General features: G+C 47.4%; 16 protein-coding genes. 5 read left to right on the forward strand and 11 right to left on the reverse strand.

The genetic code is table 11. The features are described from left to right. Positions 1-342: 342 nt before the first annotated feature. On the forward strand, positions 343-891 hold the full coding sequence (locus CHL74_RS13310) for a hypothetical protein (protein WP_094881696.1): 549 nt from the start codon (positions 343-345) through the stop codon (positions 889-891). A gap of 27 nt (positions 892-918) precedes the next feature. Then, complete coding sequence (locus CHL74_RS13315; protein WP_094881697.1) at positions 919-2388, forward strand: phosphomannomutase/phosphoglucomutase; 1470 nt, start codon at positions 919-921, stop codon at positions 2386-2388. A gap of 110 nt (positions 2389-2498) precedes the next feature. Here CHL74_RS13315 and CHL74_RS13320 read toward each other — a convergent pair whose 3' ends face one another. The 4 genes from CHL74_RS13320 to CHL74_RS13335 are packed head-to-tail and all read right to left on the reverse strand — an operon-like array spanning position 2499 to position 5583. Continuing rightward, positions 2499-3113, reverse strand: coding sequence for a deoxynucleoside kinase (locus CHL74_RS13320; RefSeq protein ID WP_094881698.1), 615 nt, complete (start codon positions 3111-3113; stop codon positions 2499-2501). 31 nt (positions 3114-3144) lie between these two features. Beyond that, the gene (locus tag CHL74_RS13325) at positions 3145-3753 is read right to left on the reverse strand and encodes a deoxynucleoside kinase (RefSeq protein ID WP_094881699.1); all 609 of its coding nucleotides are present in this window, start codon (positions 3751-3753) and stop codon (positions 3145-3147) included. A gap of 37 nt (positions 3754-3790) precedes the next feature. Then, positions 3791-5086, reverse strand: a complete 1296-nt coding sequence (locus tag CHL74_RS13330) for an exo-alpha-sialidase (protein ID WP_094881700.1) — start codon at positions 5084-5086, stop codon at positions 3791-3793. 35 nt (positions 5087-5121) lie between these two features. Further along, positions 5122-5583 carry a peroxiredoxin gene (locus CHL74_RS13335; protein ID WP_094881701.1) on the reverse strand — a complete coding sequence of 154 codons (462 nt, stop codon included), beginning with the start codon at positions 5581-5583 and terminating at the stop codon, positions 5122-5124. A 231-nt stretch (positions 5584-5814) separates the two neighbouring features. Here CHL74_RS13335 and CHL74_RS13340 point away from each other — a divergent pair, with 231 nt between their 5' ends. The 3 genes from CHL74_RS13340 to CHL74_RS13350 are packed head-to-tail and all read left to right on the forward strand — an operon-like array spanning position 5815 to position 8227. Then, on the forward strand, positions 5815-6612 hold the full coding sequence (locus CHL74_RS13340) for a glycogen/starch synthase (RefSeq protein ID WP_094881702.1): 798 nt from the start codon (positions 5815-5817) through the stop codon (positions 6610-6612). Between the two features lie 50 nt (positions 6613-6662). Further along, positions 6663-8093, forward strand: coding sequence for a DUF4270 domain-containing protein (locus tag CHL74_RS13345; RefSeq protein ID WP_094881703.1), 1431 nt, complete (start codon positions 6663-6665; stop codon positions 8091-8093). Between the two features lie 2 nt (positions 8094-8095). Continuing rightward, entirely contained in the window at positions 8096-8227 is a 132-nt protein-coding gene (locus CHL74_RS13350; RefSeq protein ID WP_094881704.1) for an ABC transporter permease, read from the forward strand. A gap of 90 nt (positions 8228-8317) precedes the next feature. On the opposite strand, the gene recQ is transcribed toward CHL74_RS13350, so the two are convergent. From recQ to CHL74_RS13385, 7 genes are all read right to left on the reverse strand, one after another. Beyond that, positions 8318-10216, reverse strand: a complete 1899-nt coding sequence (gene recQ, locus CHL74_RS13355; RefSeq protein WP_094881705.1) for a DNA helicase RecQ — start codon at positions 10214-10216, stop codon at positions 8318-8320. A 133-nt stretch (positions 10217-10349) separates the two neighbouring features. Further along, positions 10350-11558: a GDP-L-fucose synthase family protein gene (locus CHL74_RS13360; RefSeq protein WP_094881706.1), complete on the reverse strand. Its 1209-nt coding sequence runs from the start codon at positions 11556-11558 to the stop codon at positions 10350-10352. Positions 11559-11570: 12 nt separating this feature from the next. Then, entirely contained in the window at positions 11571-12683 is a 1113-nt protein-coding gene (gmd, locus tag CHL74_RS13365; protein WP_094881707.1) for a GDP-mannose 4,6-dehydratase, read from the reverse strand. A 102-nt stretch (positions 12684-12785) separates the two neighbouring features. Continuing rightward, the gene (locus CHL74_RS13370) at positions 12786-13610 is read right to left on the reverse strand and encodes a WecB/TagA/CpsF family glycosyltransferase (protein ID WP_094881709.1); all 825 of its coding nucleotides are present in this window, start codon (positions 13608-13610) and stop codon (positions 12786-12788) included. A 13-nt stretch (positions 13611-13623) separates the two neighbouring features. Continuing rightward, entirely contained in the window at positions 13624-14742 is a 1119-nt protein-coding gene (locus CHL74_RS13375) for a glycosyltransferase family 4 protein (protein WP_094881708.1), read from the reverse strand. A 17-nt stretch (positions 14743-14759) separates the two neighbouring features. Next, positions 14760-15788 carry a glycosyltransferase family 4 protein gene (locus CHL74_RS13380; RefSeq protein ID WP_254923313.1) on the reverse strand — a complete coding sequence of 343 codons (1029 nt, stop codon included), beginning with the start codon at positions 15786-15788 and terminating at the stop codon, positions 14760-14762. Continuing rightward, positions 15778-16963 (reverse strand): glycosyltransferase (locus CHL74_RS13385; RefSeq protein ID WP_254923314.1); only part of this gene is annotated, 1186 nt, incomplete at its 5' end. The genes CHL74_RS13380 and CHL74_RS13385, both read right to left, overlap by 11 nt.

Genomic DNA, 16963 nt, shown 5'->3' on the forward strand with positions numbered 1-16963 from the left:
GATTATATAATTAATTGATTATTAAGTAGTTATATATATAAAGAAGCAAAGCGCAACCCATTGAAAATTAATTGGAAGAACTGGAATTGGAAGAATCGTCACACCCTCTTTCTTCTAAAAGGCTCATTATCAACGGTTTAATCTTTAAATGACAAGATGAACATGAAGTACGATATCAGTAAAACCATTAGGCGATGCAAGCAATCCGCATTTTTCATATCAGCATCTACCGTTAATATTTCTTAATCAGCCGATTTTTCGTTCTCCGCGATGTCTTTTTGTTTGGATGTCCGAAGCATAGTGAGTAACTTTGTGAAAAGAAATAAGTAATAAGAAAACTATATGGAACCAAAGAAATACGACATCAACATTGAACAGCTGTTTCGCGACGACCTTCATCAATATCTGCTGTCCATCGGAATGGTGGACGAAAGGCTACCGGAAGCGCAGGACATCGAGGAACTTTGGCTGAAGATCGGCGAGAGCTATCTGCCCGACGGCATGAGAGAGTTCCGCGACTACCCTACCGTCTCGCTCGGATGGATGATGTTCGTGGGAATGGCGATAGCGAAATACTGGGATACGGACTGGGAGCTTTACAGCAAGGTGGACGACCTGTATAAATACCTGCGTGACCAGCGCGACTTCGACCATATGGACGAATATGTCTGCGAGAAGGTGCTTCTGCTGGACGAGGAGCAACAGGCGGCAATGGCAAAGACGGTGGGCGAATGTGCCTCACGTACGTACAACCTGCTCTGTCATCGCCACCTTGAGCCTGGCACTTCCGAAGCCTTCCGCGCATACGTGGCTGCCCTCCACCAGATGTATCTGATGGGAATGGCTATGGAGCTGAAACGTCTCGGCTATCACATGACTAAGCTGAACTAAAAAACATACTAACCTAAATAAAGAACTATGAACTGGAAAAAATTACAGAACGGATCTGACATTAGAGGCGTGGCTCTCGAAGGTATCGAGGGCGAAAACGTCAACCTTACTGAAGAGGTGATCATGACAATCGGCAAGTCGTTTGTCTGCTGGTTGAGAAAGACAATGGGCGTGGAGAATCCTACGATTGCCGTAGGTATGGACTGCCGCCTCTCTGGTAACGCCATCAAGGGTGCCTTCATAAAGGGTGCTGCTGAGGCTGGTGCCAACGTCGTGGACTGCGGCTTGGCTTCTACTCCTGCCATGTTTATGACCACCATCAGCGACACGGTAAAGGCTACGGCTTCGGTTATGGTGACGGCAAGCCACCTGCCGTTTAATCGTAACGGCCTTAAATTCTTCACTCCCAAGGGTGGACTTGACAGCAAGGACATCGCTGCCATCCTTGAGATTGCCGAGAACGGCGAGTATGCTTACGACGGCGCAAAGGGCAACGCCACGGTCATGGACTTCATGTCAGTATATTCACGCCACATTGCCGACTATATCCGTGAGGGCGTGAAAGCCGATGACTATGACCATCCTCTAAAGGGCATGCACATCATCGTGGACGCAGGCAACGGCAACGGAGGCTTCTTCGAGAAGATTCTGCGTTCGCTCGGAGCCAATACGGAAGGCAGCCAGTTTCTTGAGCCGGACGGTCACTTCCCCAACCATATCCCCAATCCTGAGAATGCTGAGGCTATGGCTTCGGTATGCAATGCCGTGGAGATCACCAATGCTGACCTCGGCGTAATTTTCGATACCGACGTTGACCGCTCTGCCATCATCGGACGTAAGGGCGAACCCATAAACCGCAACTCGCTCATAGCGCTCATCTCTGCCGTAATCCTGGAGGAGCATCCGGGAAGCACCATCGTTACAGACTCTGTAACGTCTGACGGTCTGGCAGAATATATCAGCAGCAAGGGTGGCAAGCACCATCGCTTCCGCCGTGGATATAAGAATGTCATCAACGAGGGCATCCGCCTTAACGAGAACGGCGAAGAGTGCTGGCTTGCCATCGAGACTTCAGGACACGCTGCCCTTCGTGAGAACCACTTCCTCGACGACGGTGCATATCTCGCAGCAAAGCTCATCGTTCATGCAGCAAAGATGAACAGAGAGGGCAAGCAGGTGCACGAAATAATCGCTTCGCTCAAGCAGCCTAAGGAAAGCAAGGAGATAAGAATAAAGCTGACCGATCCGGACTTCAAGGCTTACGGAGCAAAGGTTCTGGAGGACATGAAAGCGAAGGCAGAGGAAATGTCTGGATGGACAATCGTACAGCCCAACTATGAGGGTCTGCGTGTCAGCTGCACCAATGCTGACGAAGACGGTTGGTGGCTGCTGCGTATGTCGCTCCACGATCCCGTAATGCCTCTCAATATCGAGAGCAACGTGGAAGGTGGCGTAGAGGCTATAGAAAGAAAACTTAAAGCAATGGGACTGCTTTAAGAAAGTTGACAGTTGAGATTTGAGGATTGAGAGTTGTGATTACATAATATCGACCGGCTTTGCCGCCTGCCTTAGCAAAGGCTCTCAATTCTCAACTCTCAACTGTTATATTACTTGAACATTCCGTACAACGCAGAATCTATCTTGTCCGTAATTTTTCGGAATGCCTCAGGATCCGACTCGAACTTCTGGGTGTCGCCGTCCACTATTATCAGCTTTCCCTTATAGTCCTTAATCCATTCCTCATATCTCTCGTTCAGACCTGTGAGATAGTCGATGCGTATGGTCTGCTCGCACTCACGTCCTCGCTTGCCAATCTGATTCACCAGATTCGATACCGTGGAGCGGATGTATATCATGAGGTCAGGCAGCTTCACGAGAGTCATCATCGTATCGAAGAGATCCGAATAGTTGTTGAAGTCGCGGTCTGACATATATCCCTGTCCGTGAAGGTTGGGCGCGAAGATGCAGGCATCCTCAAAGATGGTGCGGTCCTGAATGATGTCCTTGTCGCTCTGGCTGATTTCCACCACCTCCTTGAAACGCTTGTTAAGGAAATAGATCTGGAGATTGAACGACCAGCGCGACATATCCTTATAGAAGTCGTCAAGATAGGGATTGTGTTCAACGGGTTCGAAACGGGGCGACCAGTTATATCTTTTTGCCAACATCTTGGTTAGTGTGGTCTTGCCACTACCGATGTTTCCGGCTATTGCTATGTGCATTTATTCTTTTGTTTTTATTGGATTGGTAAGATTAAATGGATAATACGGAGTCAATCTGGTCCGTTATCAGCTTCAGGTCTTCGGGGCGCGTCTTATAGTCGAGTTTGTCCACATCGATGACCAGCACCTTACCCTTATATTTGTTACGGATGAAGTCATCGTATCTGTCGTTCAGTCCTTGCAGATACTCGATGGGGATTTTCTGCTCATACACACGTCCTCGCTTCTGGATGTTCTCCACGAGGTGCGGCACGGAAGACCTCAGATAAATCATGAGGTCAGGCAGCTTCACCTTCTCCACCATAATCTCGTAAAGCTCCATGTAAGTCTCGAAGTCGCGGTCGCTGATGTTGCCCTGCGCGTAATTGTTGGCGGCAAAGACGAAGACTCCTTCATGAAGGGTACGGTCCTGGATGATGTTGTTCTCCGATTCTGAAATCTGAAGAACATCCTTGAAGCGCTCCTTCAGGAAGAACACCTCCAAGGCAAACGACCATCGATGTAAGTCCTTGTAATAATCGTCCATGTAAGGATTGTCGACGACTGTCTCGTAGCGCGGTTCCCATTGGTAATGCTCGGCAAGCATCTCCGTAAGCGTGGTCTTACCACTACCGATATTTCCTGCTATTCCTATATACACTTGTCTGAAAAATTGTATTTTTTAGTGATTCCTTTTTTTACTTTATCTTGCTATACTTATACTTGCCGCCGGTTATCTCCTTCAGAGTGAGATTGCGATAGAAGATGCTATACATCTCCGTTGACTGGCTGCCAAGTCGGAAGCGCACGCCGTCGTCCTCATAGATGAAGCAGATGTTGCCTTTGTCTCCGATTGCCATAGACGAGTAAGCCGAATAGCCGTCGGTTATCTCATATCGCTTCCATCCGTCTTTCCAGTTTTCGGGAGAAGCCCAGTCGGCTGCAGAACGGAATGCTTTCCAGTATACCGACACGTGGCTGCGGCGCTCAAGGTTGGAAGGATGATTGCCGGGGGTGCCGCGGGGTACGGACTGAAGGGCTACGTACACACGACTGCCGTCCTTTGCCTTAGCCGGCACAAGGAGAATCTCGCCGTTGCAGTTATTGTTGATGGTGGCTGTTCCTCCGTCAGGATTCTCTGAAGCCACAGGCTGTGCCCAGCTGCCCTGACCATAACTGTTGTCCCCATAGCTGAAGACATTAAACCATCTGCCGTCCTTTCCGCTACGACGGCAGCTCAGCAGCACACGGCCGTCAGGAAGTTCCTCCAGCTTCGCCTCGTCGCCCTCAGGAGCAGGACGTGCGTCTGCACCACCAAGCGGAGTCCAAGTATCGCCGAAGTCGTCCGAATAGACCACCAAGCTACCCTCATTGGTCACCACAGCCGAATAGATGCGATAATATTCTCCACGCTTTATCATGCGGCTCTGACATATACGACCGCTTGTGAAGAAAAGGCGGAAAATGTTGCCATGACCACGATAGAGGTCGTAAATCTGAGAGGTCACCTCTCCTCCGTTCCATGTGTTTCCGTTGTCATCGCTATAGTAGCGTCCCACCTTCAGGGCTTCGCTATAGTCGCCCGGAACGGTAACCTTCGACCGTCCGTAGCCCACATCGCCCGAACCCGTCATTATGAGCATGCGTCCTGTCTCGCGGTCACGCACCACGGCAGCATCACCATGACTCTGGTCGTAGCCTCCGTTGCCGAATCCCTTTACGGCACACTTTGGCGAAGTCCATGTACGTCCTCCGTCCTTGCTGTGGCGCACCTCTATGCTGATGTTGCCCACGGATCCCACGTCGCCCCAACTGGTGGCGTCCGTAACACCCGAACGGTTATCAGCAAAGGCTATGACGTTTTTGCCGTTAGCAACGATGGCAGGTATACGATAATATTGGTGGCGCGTGGTGTCGGTCTGCCAGAGCATGGTCTGTGCCCAAGAAGCCGAGCAGGCAAGCGCCAATCCAAAAGTAAGAGAGAGCTTCTTCATTTGTTTTAGTGAAATGTTATAAAGTTGAAAAAGCTCTATTTATTGATATAGTCCAGAATCTGCTCTGCATGAATCTTCGTCTTGATTTCCTTCGGAGTGAATATCTTCTGGATGATGCCGTTTTCGTCAACGAGGTAAGTGGTGCGAAGAATGCCTATGGTCTTTCTGCCGCATGCCACCTTCTCTCCCCAGCAGCCGAGTTCCTGCAAGAGCGTAGTCTCCGTATCAGCGATGAGCGGAAACTCCAGTTCCTTCGCTTCAGCAAACTTCTTCTGCGCAGTCTGCTTGTCCTTGCTGACGCCGATGATGTCGTATCCTGCCGCAGCCAGTTCGTCCTTATGTGCCTGCAAAGAGCATGCCTCTGCCGAGCATCCGCTTGTATTGGCTTTTGGATAACTGTAAAGCACTATCTTGCGTCCACGATAATCACTTGCCTTAATCTCACGTCCGTCCTGGTCAACACCCAGAACCTCAGGTATTTTATCTCCGATTGTCATAATATTAATAAGATGTCTGTAAAGTTAACAATACTGAACTTTCAGTAAATAATTATGCAAAGTTATAATAATTCCTGTGCATTTGCAAGCCTCAAACCACTCTTTTGCTATCCAATAGTTGGTTAAATAGTATTTAAAGGCCGAAATGTGACATTTTTTTTGTAACTTTGCACCTGCTTTGTACTATGCGTATACAAATCGCAGCGCGGCACAGCACTTAAATCAAACAGTATGGCACAGAAAATTTTATTTGTCAATCAGGAGATTTCTCCGTACGTACCCGAAACCGTATTGTCCGTAATGGGACGCGACCTTCCGAGCAAGATGCAGGAAGAGGGTCTTGAGATAAGAACATTCATGCCCAAATGGGGCAATATCAACGAACGCCGAGGACAGCTCCATGAGGTTATCCGCCTTTCTGGCATGAACCTCGTGATTGACGACACAGACCACCCACTTATCATTAAGGTGGCATCAATCCCTCAGAGCAGACTTCAGGTCTACTTCATCGACAACGACGACTACTTCATGAAGCGCAAGATGACATGCGACGAGAACGGCGAGGAATATGAAGACAACGGCGAAAGAGCCATCTTCTTTGCACGCGGCGTACTCGAGACAGTCAAGAAGCTCAGATGGGCGCCGGAGGTAATTCATTGCCAGGGTTGGATGTCTTACGTCGTGCCCCTCTTCACAAAGGCTGTCTATAGCGCAGAACCCATCTTCGCACAGTCAAAGATTGTTACTTCTGTATTTAAGGAAGGTCTCACAAAGGGATTCGGCGACAACTTCAAGAACTGCCTCGAATTTAAGGACGTCACCGTGGACAGCCTCGCTGCCTACAAGGACGACTTCGACTTCATGGAGTTCAGCAAGCTTGCCATTGACAACAGCGACGCCGTAGTGGAGGCAGAAGCCGACGCTTGCCCCGAGCTTATCGAGTACGCCAAGAGCAAAGGCATACCCGTACTGGCTTATCCTGGAGAGGACTACACCTCTGCATATAAGGAATTCTACGCAGCTCTCTAACTAAGAGCCTGATGCGTAGATATATATAATATATTGTAACAGGTTAACTTATGAACATCAAGTATATGGCAGGCATTGCGCTTGCCGCTTTAACGCTCTTCTCATGCGACGACACCACCGACACCATCGGTGGTTCGCTGACTGACAATGTGGACAAGCTCGAAATTTCCACAGACACATTTCAGGTGGAGACACGCTCCATTCTGGCTGACTCGGTTCTCTCACGTTCCGTCACAGGATATCTCGGCAAGGTGCGCGACCCCGAAACGGGAGCTTACATGACCGGCGACTTCATGACGCAGTTCTATACGCCTGAAGGATTCAGCTTTCCTGAAAAGGACAGCATCGTGAGCAAAAAGGACGGACTGATAGTGGCTGACTCATGCGACCTCCGTCTTTACTATACCGGATTCTACGGCGACTCGCTGGCGACGATGAAGGTTACGGCAATGGAGCTCAACAAGCCCGTGGACGAGCAGAAGTTCTTCTATTCCAACTACGACCCCGAGAAAGAAGGCTACGTGAAGAGCGACTCTAAGGCAGGCAGCCGAATCTATACTCTCGCTGACCTCAATGTGGACGAGAGCACAAGAAAGAAAAGCGACTATATGCCTAACATCCGCATTGCGCTGGACAAGCCCTATAAGGGCTATGACAATTTTGGTTCGTACATCATTAATATGTATTATGAGCATCCTGAATACTTCAAGAACTCATATTCGTTTATCCACAATCTTGTGCCGGGCTTCTTCTTCAAGACGCAGAGCGGACTGGGATCGATGGCGTACGTGACGCTCTCACAGCTGAACGTATACTTCCGCAACAAGACCACCTACACCAGTAGCGACGGCACAAAGCGCGATACCATCATCAATGCCATGGCTTCGTTCCCCGGAACTGAGGAGGTGCTGCAGACCACGACCATCAACAACGATATGTCTACGCTCCGTCGACTTGTAGATGAGGATCGTTCATGCACATACCTCAAGTCGCCCGCCGGCATCTTCACGGAGATGACACTCCCCGTTAACGAGATTGTGGCAGGACATGAGAACGACACCATCAATACGGCTAAGATAACGCTGACACGCATCAACGACGGCGTACAGCAGAAAGCTTACCGTCTTGGCATCCCGCAGACCCTGCTGCTCCTGCCGAAGGCTGATATGTATAGCTTCTTCGAGAAGAACCAGATAGCCGACTACAAGACGTCTTTTCTGGCTTCCTACAACAGTTCGAGCAACACATACACCTTCAACAACATCGGAGGTCTGATAAAGCACCTCAACGAGACGGCAGACAAGACAAAGGCTGACTGGAACAAAGTGGTCATCATCCCCGTAACCGCCACCTACACCACCATCGACCAAAGATCGGTTCTCACAAAGGTGACGCACGATATGTCGCTCACGTCCACAAAGCTGGTTGGAGGCCCCAACACCAAGAACCAGATTACTGTCATATACAGTAAGTTCAAGTAACTATGGCAGACAATTTCTTGGAACGTCAAAGACGCGACTACGAAGAGAAAAAGGCTGGTACAGCCCGACGCCCTCAGATAAGGAGCGTTAAAGAAATTCTCCAAAGAGCAAGACAGAACTTTAACAACGACTGATCACTCAGTCTGCATACAACAAGAAAGCAGGAGGAAGAATCCATATAACCCCGGATTCTTCCCCCTGCTTTCTTTATATTGTCGATCGATTCACTCCGAAGGCATCATATTCCACGTTTCCTTCTCATTCACAGACATACCCAGATGCTTGCGTATTTCCTTTACGAATATCGTGCCGAGCGTTGCTTGCTTATGCGCACCAACACCCGAGACAGTTCCGAACGCCAATCTCGTCTTGGGCTTTGTGGTGGCAAGCTGATGCAGCGTGCGGTCACCGAAGATTACGTATGGCGGCACTCCCCTCTCTGCAGCCAACTTCACACGCAGCTTACGCAACTTCTCGAACAACTCCATGTCCTCCGTTGCACCGCCGAGGTCCAACCCCACAAGCGGCTGCTCACGGAGCTTCTGCTTCCGACCCTTCACAGTCAGGTCTTCATGCACTACCACAGCCAGTTGCGCCTGCTTACGACCGAAGAGCACATCCTCACCCTGCGGAGTCACCTTTATGTGCGAATTGTCCTTATAGTCAATTTCTATGTAGCCCAGATGCAGCATCTGCAGCAGATAGTCCTGCCAGTCCTTGAACGGCACATCCCTGCCACAGCCGTATGTCTTCAGCATATTATATCCCTTCTGATAAAGCTCCTGATTGGACGTGCCACGCAAGATATCGATTAGGAGGCGGAAACCTATCTGCTGTTGAGTCCTCATTACCGCCGACAGAGCCTTCTGCACCAATATAGTGCCGTCAAACCTCCGTGGCGGATTCTTACAAACGTCGCAGTTGTCACAGTCATGATCCATCGTCTCGCCGAAATAGTTGAGCAGGATACGTCGACGGCACACCTGACTCTCCGCATACTCCTGCATACGCTCCAGTTTCTCGTTGTTGATGTCCTGCTGTCCACTCTCCTCCGCAAACTTCCTCAGCGTGATGATGTCGCCGACCTGATAGAAGAGCACCGTCTCGCACGGCAGACCGTCACGTCCGCCACGACCAATCTCCTGATAATAGCTCTCAATGCTCTTCGGCAGATTATAGTGCACCACGAAGCGCACATTACTCTTGTCGATGCCCATACCGAAAGCAATGGTGGCACACACCACATCTATTTCGTCGTTGATGAAAGCCTCCTGCACCCTATCACGTCCCGACGCAGACAGTCCGGCATGATAAGCCATCGCCCTCACTCCCTTCTCCTGCAACTTGGCAGCCACACTCTCCGTGGTCTTACGACTCATACAGTATATGATGCCGCTCTCGCCCGGATGACGAGCTATGAGTGCCATGATGAAGCGTTGCTTGTCCTTGGCGGAATATCCCCTGCGAACGTCCAACGAGAGATTAGGACGGTCAAAGGACGACACGAAAATCGTAGCCTCTCCCCTATCGTCCTTCGTCAGTCCAAGTTGCTGCACGATGTCCTCCTTCGTAATCTTGTCCGCCGTAGCAGTAAACGCAGCCACAGGCACACCAGGGAAAAACTCCTTCAGCTTGCCCAGCTGCGTATATTCAGGACGGAAGTCATGTCCCCATTGCGAGATGCAATGAGCCTCGTCCACAGCAAACATGCTCACCTTCAGCTTTCCCGTAGGCGACGTGCCCGACGAGTGATGTAGCACACCGAACTGAATCTCCGACAACAGACGTTCCGGCGAGACATACAGCAACTTATATTCGCCCCTGTAAGCCCTCTCCGCTATCTCTCTGTTCTCCTCCTCCGAAGCGTTGCTGTTAAGCGCAGCCGCCTCGATGCCGTTGGCACGCAGGTTCTCCACCTGGTCTTTCATGAGCGAGATGAGTGGCGACACCACCACAGCCGTACCCTCCATCATCAGAGCCGGAATCTGATAGCAGATGCTCTTGCCGCCGCCTGTAGGCATCAGCACCAAGCAATCCTTCCTCTCAAGTATATGCCTTATGATATCCTCCTGCAAAGGACGAAACCGTTCATATCCAAAATATTCTTTAAGCGTAGCACGCATTGACAATTCATTCATAAGGCAAAGTTACGCAATAATGACGGAATAATAAAAAAAGAACAGCCCTTTATCCCCAACAAATAAATTGTCAAGGATAAAGGGCTGCTCAATAATCACTACCCACAAATCACTATAATTAGTCTTTCAGGCTCTGCTGATACCACTCATAGAGTTTCTCTACTCCTTCCTCGATTTCCACTTTGTGTGTCCATCCGAGGCTGTGGAGTTTGTCCACGCTGATGAGCTTTCTTGGAGTGCCGTCGGGTTTGCTGGCGTCAAACTCCACCGTGCCCTCGAAGCCTACTGCCTTTACCACGAGCTCTGAGAGCTGGCGGATGGTCAGCTCCTTGCCGGTGCCGACGTTGATGTGGCAGTTGCGGATTTCTCCGAGACTTGGGATTGCTCCACCTCTGCCCTCTGAGTTGTTTCTGTCCACAGCGCCGTCCACCTTCGCACCATAGAATACTGAGGAATATTTCTCGATGCCGATGATGTCCTTGAAGTCTACGTTCAGGAGAACGTGGACGCTGGCGTCTGCCATGTCCTCACTCCATAGGAACTCACGCAGCGGAGTTCCAGTTCCCCAGAGCACCACCTTGTTGTCGTAGATGCCGTAGAACTCCAATGCTTTCAGGATGCGCTCATGAGAGTTGCTGCCGTCCACATTGCCCTCGCCGATGATGGTGCGGAGCTTGTCATCGGGGTTGATAGGACGCTTGTTCATGTCCACCTCAATGCTGTGCCAGTCGCCGTCGTGGATGAGCTTGGCAAGATAAATCTTGCGCATCATCGCCGGCATTACGTGACTGTTCTCCAAGTGGAAGTTGTCGTTAGGACCATAAAGGTTCGTCGGCATCACGGCTATATAGTTAGTGCCATACTGAAGGTTATAGCTCTCGCACATCTTCAGACCCGCAATCTTTGCGATGGCATACTCCTCGTTGGTATATTCCAGAGGCGAAGTCAGGAGCACGTCCTCCTTCATAGGCTGGGGAGCATCCTTGGGATAGATGCAGGTGGAACCGAGGAAGAGCAGCTTCTTCACGCCGTGCGAATAAGCATTGCTGATGACGTTACACTGCATCTTCATATTCTGCATGATAAAGTCAGCACGATAGAGCGAGTTAGCCATAATGCCACCCACGAAAGCAGCAGCCAGAACCACAGCATCAGGACGCTCCTCATCGAAGAACTTCTCCACGGCATACTGGTCAGTAAGGTCAAGCTCCTTATGCGAACGGCCCACCAGATTGTTATACCCTCTCTTCTTAAGGTTATTCCATATAGCAGAACCCACCAGTCCATGGTGTCCCGCAATATAAATCTTTGAATCAGTTTTCAACATACTACTTAACGATTACTTAACGATACCTTTTTCGAGATATTCTGCAAGATTGCAGCGAACCTTCATGCCGGCATCCTCTGCTGCTACCTTAGCCATATCACTCTCCACCATAATCTTCACGAGATCCTCGAAGCTTGTGGTGTTAGGATTCCATCCGAGCTTTGCCTTAGCCTTTGTCGGATCACCCCAAAGATTCACCACGTCGGTGGGGCGATAGAAGTCGGGCGATACCTCCACGAGCGTCTTGCCGATGAGTTCCTCAGGACCCTCAATGCAGACACCCTTCTCGTTCTCGTCCTTGGCTTCCCACTTCAGCTCAATGCCTACGTAGTGGAAAGCCAACTGAGCGAACTCACGAACCGAGTGCTGCTTGCCGGTGGCAATTACGAAGTCCTCCGGCTTCTCAGCCTGAAGGATGAGCCACATACACTCCACGTAGTCCTTAGCGTAGCCCCAGTCACGGAGCGAGTCAAGATTGCCGAGATACAGCTTGTCCTGCTTGCCCTGCTTGATGCGAGCTGCAGCAAGCGTAATCTTACGAGTCACGAAAGTCTCGCCGCGGCGCTCACTCTCATGGTTGAAAAGGATACCAGAGCAGCAGAACATGTCATAAGCCTCACGATACTCCTTCACAATCCAGAAGCCGTACTGCTTTGCAACGGCGTACGGAGAATAAGGATGGAACGGAGTGTTCTCGTTCTGCGGAACCTCCTCCACCTTGCCGTAAAGCTCCGAAGTGGAAGCCTGATACATGCGGCAAGTCTGGACCAGTCCGCACTGGCGGATTGCCTCAAGAATGCGGAGCACACCAGTGGCATCCACGTCAGCAGTAAACTCAGGAGAGTCGAAGCTCACCTGCACATGGCTCTGAGCAGCAAGGTTATAAACCTCAGTAGGCTTCACCTTGTTCATCACCTGAATAATACTCATTGAGTCGCCAAGGTCAGCATAATGAAGGTGAAAGTTGGGGCGACCTTCCAGATGAGCGATACGCTCACGATAATCAACGGACGAACGACGGATTGTTCCGTGTACGTCATAACCTTTCTCCAACAACAGCTCAGCCAAATAAGAGCCATCCTGTCCAGTAATGCCCGTAATAAGGGCAACATTTCTTTTTACCATAGATAATTGTGTGTTTTGTTTAAATTAAACTTAGTTTTGAAGATTGATTATTTAGTTTGATTAGCTCGTTCCATGCTGTTTGTATCCTTACTTTAAAATGAGTTACTCCTTCGTCATGTTCCAAAGAAATAAGGTGTTGCCAATAATGTATCGGCGCCACATACGTTTTGGTTCCTTTAGCAGACGATAGAGCCATTCCAGGCCATGACGCTGCCACCACATTGGGGCACGCTCCACGGTTCCGGCGAAGAAGTCGAAAACGGCACCGATTGTTCCTACATGGCAATGGATGTTCAGTTCCTTCCAATGTGAGTAGGTCCACTTCTCCTGCTTCGGTGCTGTCATGCCAATCCACAACAGATCGGGATTTGCAGCGTTAATGGCATCAATGATAGCTTTATTGTCCTCATCCGAGAACTCCGCCTTATAAGGAGGTGAATAAGTCACCACTTTAAGATGGGGATAAACCTTAGCAGCACGTTTTACTATCAAGTCAAGCACCTTCTTTGAGCTGCCCATAAACATAACGGTTCGTTGACCCGAACCGAGTTTTGAGTTTTGAGTGTTGAATGTTGAGTTGTCGGCTGAAGCCGATTGTGAATTATCCAATGAAGAATTATTCACTCCACATTCCTCATTCCTAATTCCTAATTGTTCGAGTTTGTTCATTTCAAACTCGAACAAATCCCATCCTGCAATACGCTCCTTAGGTTGGCTCTTGGCCTTAATCCTTCGGCACGCCTTCACGATGCTAACTCCGTCAGGAATAAGAGCATCGCCATAGGTCAGCGCCTCTGCAAAGAGCTTGTCCTTCTTTGCCGTATTAAAAGAATGAGCATTAATCGTATTAATGAGCAATTTGCCCTCAGGCAGCAAGGCTAGATCCGCCTTACTGCCAAGTATATTTAAATCTTTTAATCGAAACATATCAGTATTTAAATCAAACACATGTTTTTAGAATCTCCGCCATCCTCTTCTCAAACACCTCAAGCGTAAACTCCCTCTCAAATTTCTCTCTTCCTGCCTTACCCATACGCTGGCGTAAGGCGGAGTCGGTGAGGAGGGATTCTATCTTGTCTGCTAAATTTTCTGCGTCATGCTTTGGAACGAGGAAGCCAGTCTTGCCATCATTTATGATACCGGGAATTCCTCCTTCTGTGGTAGAGACACACGGTAGGTGATGCTGCATAGCTTCCAGCAGAACCAACGGGAAACACTCATTGGGATAAAAAGTTGGAAAGACAAACATATCTGCGGCATTCAGAAAAGCCTCCTTATCACTACCATATTTCCTGCCATGATACACCACCATGTCTTCCAAGCCACGCTTTGCCACCTCATTCTGGAACATAGCAGCGTCCAGCTCTACAGTTTCACCTCCAACAAAGTCACAGACAAAGCAGCAGCCCTTCTCCTTCAATACCTTTAAGGCATCGAGCAGCACAACCACACCTTTGCTTATCAGAAGATTGGAAAGAAACAACACATGAGGAACCTTGCCGTCAATATGGCCACTTGCTACAGTATCCGGACAGGTAGAATGATTTGTGATATCTGGAATACCATTACCACATACAAACACATCCTCCCTGTTCACATACTTCTTCACATCCTCATACAGGCATTCAGATAAAAGGATTACCTTAATATTTTTAAAGAATCGCTTATACAAAGCGTTGTCCAAATGTCTATTTTGGCGAGTTGAGACACCTTTGTTATGGTAATGTACTATCACTTTACATCCCAAGCGTTTCAGCATCTCAACCACAACAAAATCCTTATAGAAAGCACCTCCACAAGCGTTTGGAGTTACATAAACCAATTGTGGTTTAACATTCTTTACTGCTTTTCTGATTTTCTTCAGCAGCTTAAAGAAGTCAAAGAGTTTTCTCATACCAACCTTACCAATATCCTGCAAATTCTTCGCTGTAGTAAGATTGATGTAATGAATCTCAAACTCCCCATTGATCAATTCACTATCGTGAATATACTGCCCCACCATAGCCGCACCATGCACGGGAGGTGGCATGTGCATTATAAATAATATTTTGGGGTTCATCTATAATACCATCCTAATTAAATATTCTTGTATAATATTTCATATTCCTTTTGCATCTTCTCCAAAGAGAAGTGCTCAAAAGCAAACTTATAAGCTTTATCTGCTAACTCTTGATAATCAAGCGACAGCAATTTGTTCTCAAACAAAGCTACGAAATCATCCATCTTGTTATCTAATACTTTTAGCGGCCAATCTTCAGGAAGTGTTTCATCAATACCTGCACACCAATTTACAATAACTGGTGTTCGAGTTAATGATGCCTCTACAGAAGTCAAGCCTAAACCTTCATGATTTGAAGGCATAAACAAGAAATCGAAAGAGCCCATATATTGAGACAGACCATACACCTTGTCATATAAAGATATGTAATCTTTATCTCCCAATGATTCTTTAACCTTTTGCTCCAAACTTCCACTTCCGACAATATGGAAATGATAACGTCCGTCATTCTTCAAAGCAGTAACTACCGCTATCAGCTGGTCAATTCCTTTTTGTGGTTCAAGCCTTCCTGCAAACAAAACATTCACTTTTCCCTTAACTAAATGAGGAAAAGTCTTTTGCTTCATTTCCTTAATGCCATTATATATCAAGGGAATATCGTGTTGTCCATACGATTTCTCATAAGCGTCACGTACAGCTTTTGATATGGCAACATTACAATTATGCTTCAAGTAGAAACGTTCCACCATACTTCCTATCCTTTTCCAACCATTCCACAATTCTGTATTATGAATTGTACGGACATATCTGGTTTTTATCCAGAAATACATCCATGACAGTTTTCTAAACAAGCACAAAGACAAGTCTGGAATTTCCGTATGAGAATGAATAATATTGGGTCTGTATTTCAAATAGATAAAAGAAAACCACAAGGGAAACAAAAGGATACCCAACTTGCTATGAATCACAGGAGAAGTATGATACTTTATACCATGCTCTTCCAACTCTTGCTTCATCTTCTTTGTGAACTCCGAAGTTCCTTTTATCACTTCAATAATATGGTATTCGATATTTTTATTTGAGGATTCTGCAACGTTAAGAGCCACTCTTTCCGCCCCCCCCAACTTCAAGGTGACTTATCACATGAAAGACTCTTAACACTTTTCTGTTAATTTCTTCTTCCATAGACTTCATGGCATCTGCAAAAGTTATGAACATCTTGGATAATCTTGCTGAATCTATGGGCAATTGGCAAGCTTTATCTATTTGCTTGGCAATATCTTCCACAGAGTAAGGATCTGTAAGAAACCCGTTTACACCTTCCTTTATCAGACATGCGGATCCTGCAAGCTTAGAAATAACACAGTTACAACCACCAAGTAACGCTTCATTGGTAACAGCGCCAAAAGCCTCCATTGTACTAGGCAATACAAACACATCAGTGCAACAATACCAAGCAGTAAGGTTAATACCATTTTTACGACCTACAAACTCAACATTGACATTAAGCTCTTTTGCCTCATTCTCAAGACAGTCTCTCAATAAGCCTTCACCAACGATTATCAACTTGTATTTAAAAGAAAGCAACGAACAAGCCTTTAACAGGCTGGATAAGTTTTTAACGTCAACCAAACGTCCCACAAACAGGAGCGTTTTCACACCATCAAGCTCATAATGTTTTTTATATTGTTCTGCTTTTGCTCTTACATCGTCATTAATACAAGCCGTGTTATCGTCAGTCAATAAAGGCATGAATATGCCTTTGTGATAATGTTGCTGATACCAATTCTGTGCACGAGAATCCAACAAAATCAAATTGTCCATAAAAGGCATACATAATTTACGAGACCATGCATGAAAGCGAGAAAAGCCTTTACCTTCCAACATAGCATAGCTATCATCACATTGTGATATTATCTTGTATTTATATCCAAATAGTTTCTTTATCAGTATTACCTGCATTGCAAGGAAAGAAAACTCAGGAACCATTATAAACTCCGGCTTATTTTCCTTTATCAGTTTTCGAAGTCCCCATACTACTTGACGGTCACCCATCAGTCGAGTAATTTTCAAATATTTTGGAATAAAAGTACATTTCTTCTCCAGTTCTTCTGTGGAGAAAAGCTGACCTTCAAAACCTTTTAACTGGAAATAAATATTACAATTCATATGCGTAGATATATAATTATAATAATCCAAGCGGTATGGTGCCAGTAAAACGCCTAAATATAGATTTCGCATATATAAAAAAGATATAATTACTCGGTACCCAAATTGATAC

Source organism: Prevotella sp. 885, from assembly GCF_002265625.1.
In the GTDB taxonomy this organism is placed as follows: domain Bacteria; phylum Bacteroidota; class Bacteroidia; order Bacteroidales; family Bacteroidaceae; genus Prevotella.

Coding starts and splice junctions, on each gene's coding strand:
- CHL74_RS13345 (WP_094881703.1), top strand. CDS start 6,663: ATGAACATCAAGTATATGGCAGGCATTGCGCTTGCCGCTTTAACGCTC.
- CHL74_RS13335 (WP_094881701.1), bottom strand. CDS start 5,583: ATGACAATCGGAGATAAAATACCTGAGGTTCTGGGTGTTGACCAGGAC.
- CHL74_RS13340 (WP_094881702.1), top strand. CDS start 5,815: ATGGCACAGAAAATTTTATTTGTCAATCAGGAGATTTCTCCGTACGTA.
- CHL74_RS13375 (WP_094881708.1), bottom strand. CDS start 14,742: ATGAACCCCAAAATATTATTTATAATGCACATGCCACCTCCCGTGCAT.
- CHL74_RS13370 (WP_094881709.1), bottom strand. CDS start 13,610: ATGTTTCGATTAAAAGATTTAAATATACTTGGCAGTAAGGCGGATCTA.
- recQ (WP_094881705.1), bottom strand. CDS start 10,216: ATGCGTGCTACGCTTAAAGAATATTTTGGATATGAACGGTTTCGTCCT.
- CHL74_RS13350 (WP_094881704.1), top strand. CDS start 8,096: ATGGCAGACAATTTCTTGGAACGTCAAAGACGCGACTACGAAGAGAAA.
- CHL74_RS13315 (WP_094881697.1), top strand. CDS start 919: ATGAACTGGAAAAAATTACAGAACGGATCTGACATTAGAGGCGTGGCT.
- CHL74_RS13360 (WP_094881706.1), bottom strand. CDS start 11,558: ATGTTGAAAACTGATTCAAAGATTTATATTGCGGGACACCATGGACTG.
- CHL74_RS13320 (WP_094881698.1), bottom strand. CDS start 3,113: ATGCACATAGCAATAGCCGGAAACATCGGTAGTGGCAAGACCACACTA.
- CHL74_RS13330 (WP_094881700.1), bottom strand. CDS start 5,086: ATGAAGAAGCTCTCTCTTACTTTTGGATTGGCGCTTGCCTGCTCGGCT.
- CHL74_RS13310 (WP_094881696.1), top strand. CDS start 343: ATGGAACCAAAGAAATACGACATCAACATTGAACAGCTGTTTCGCGAC.
- gmd (WP_094881707.1), bottom strand. CDS start 12,683: ATGGTAAAAAGAAATGTTGCCCTTATTACGGGCATTACTGGACAGGAT.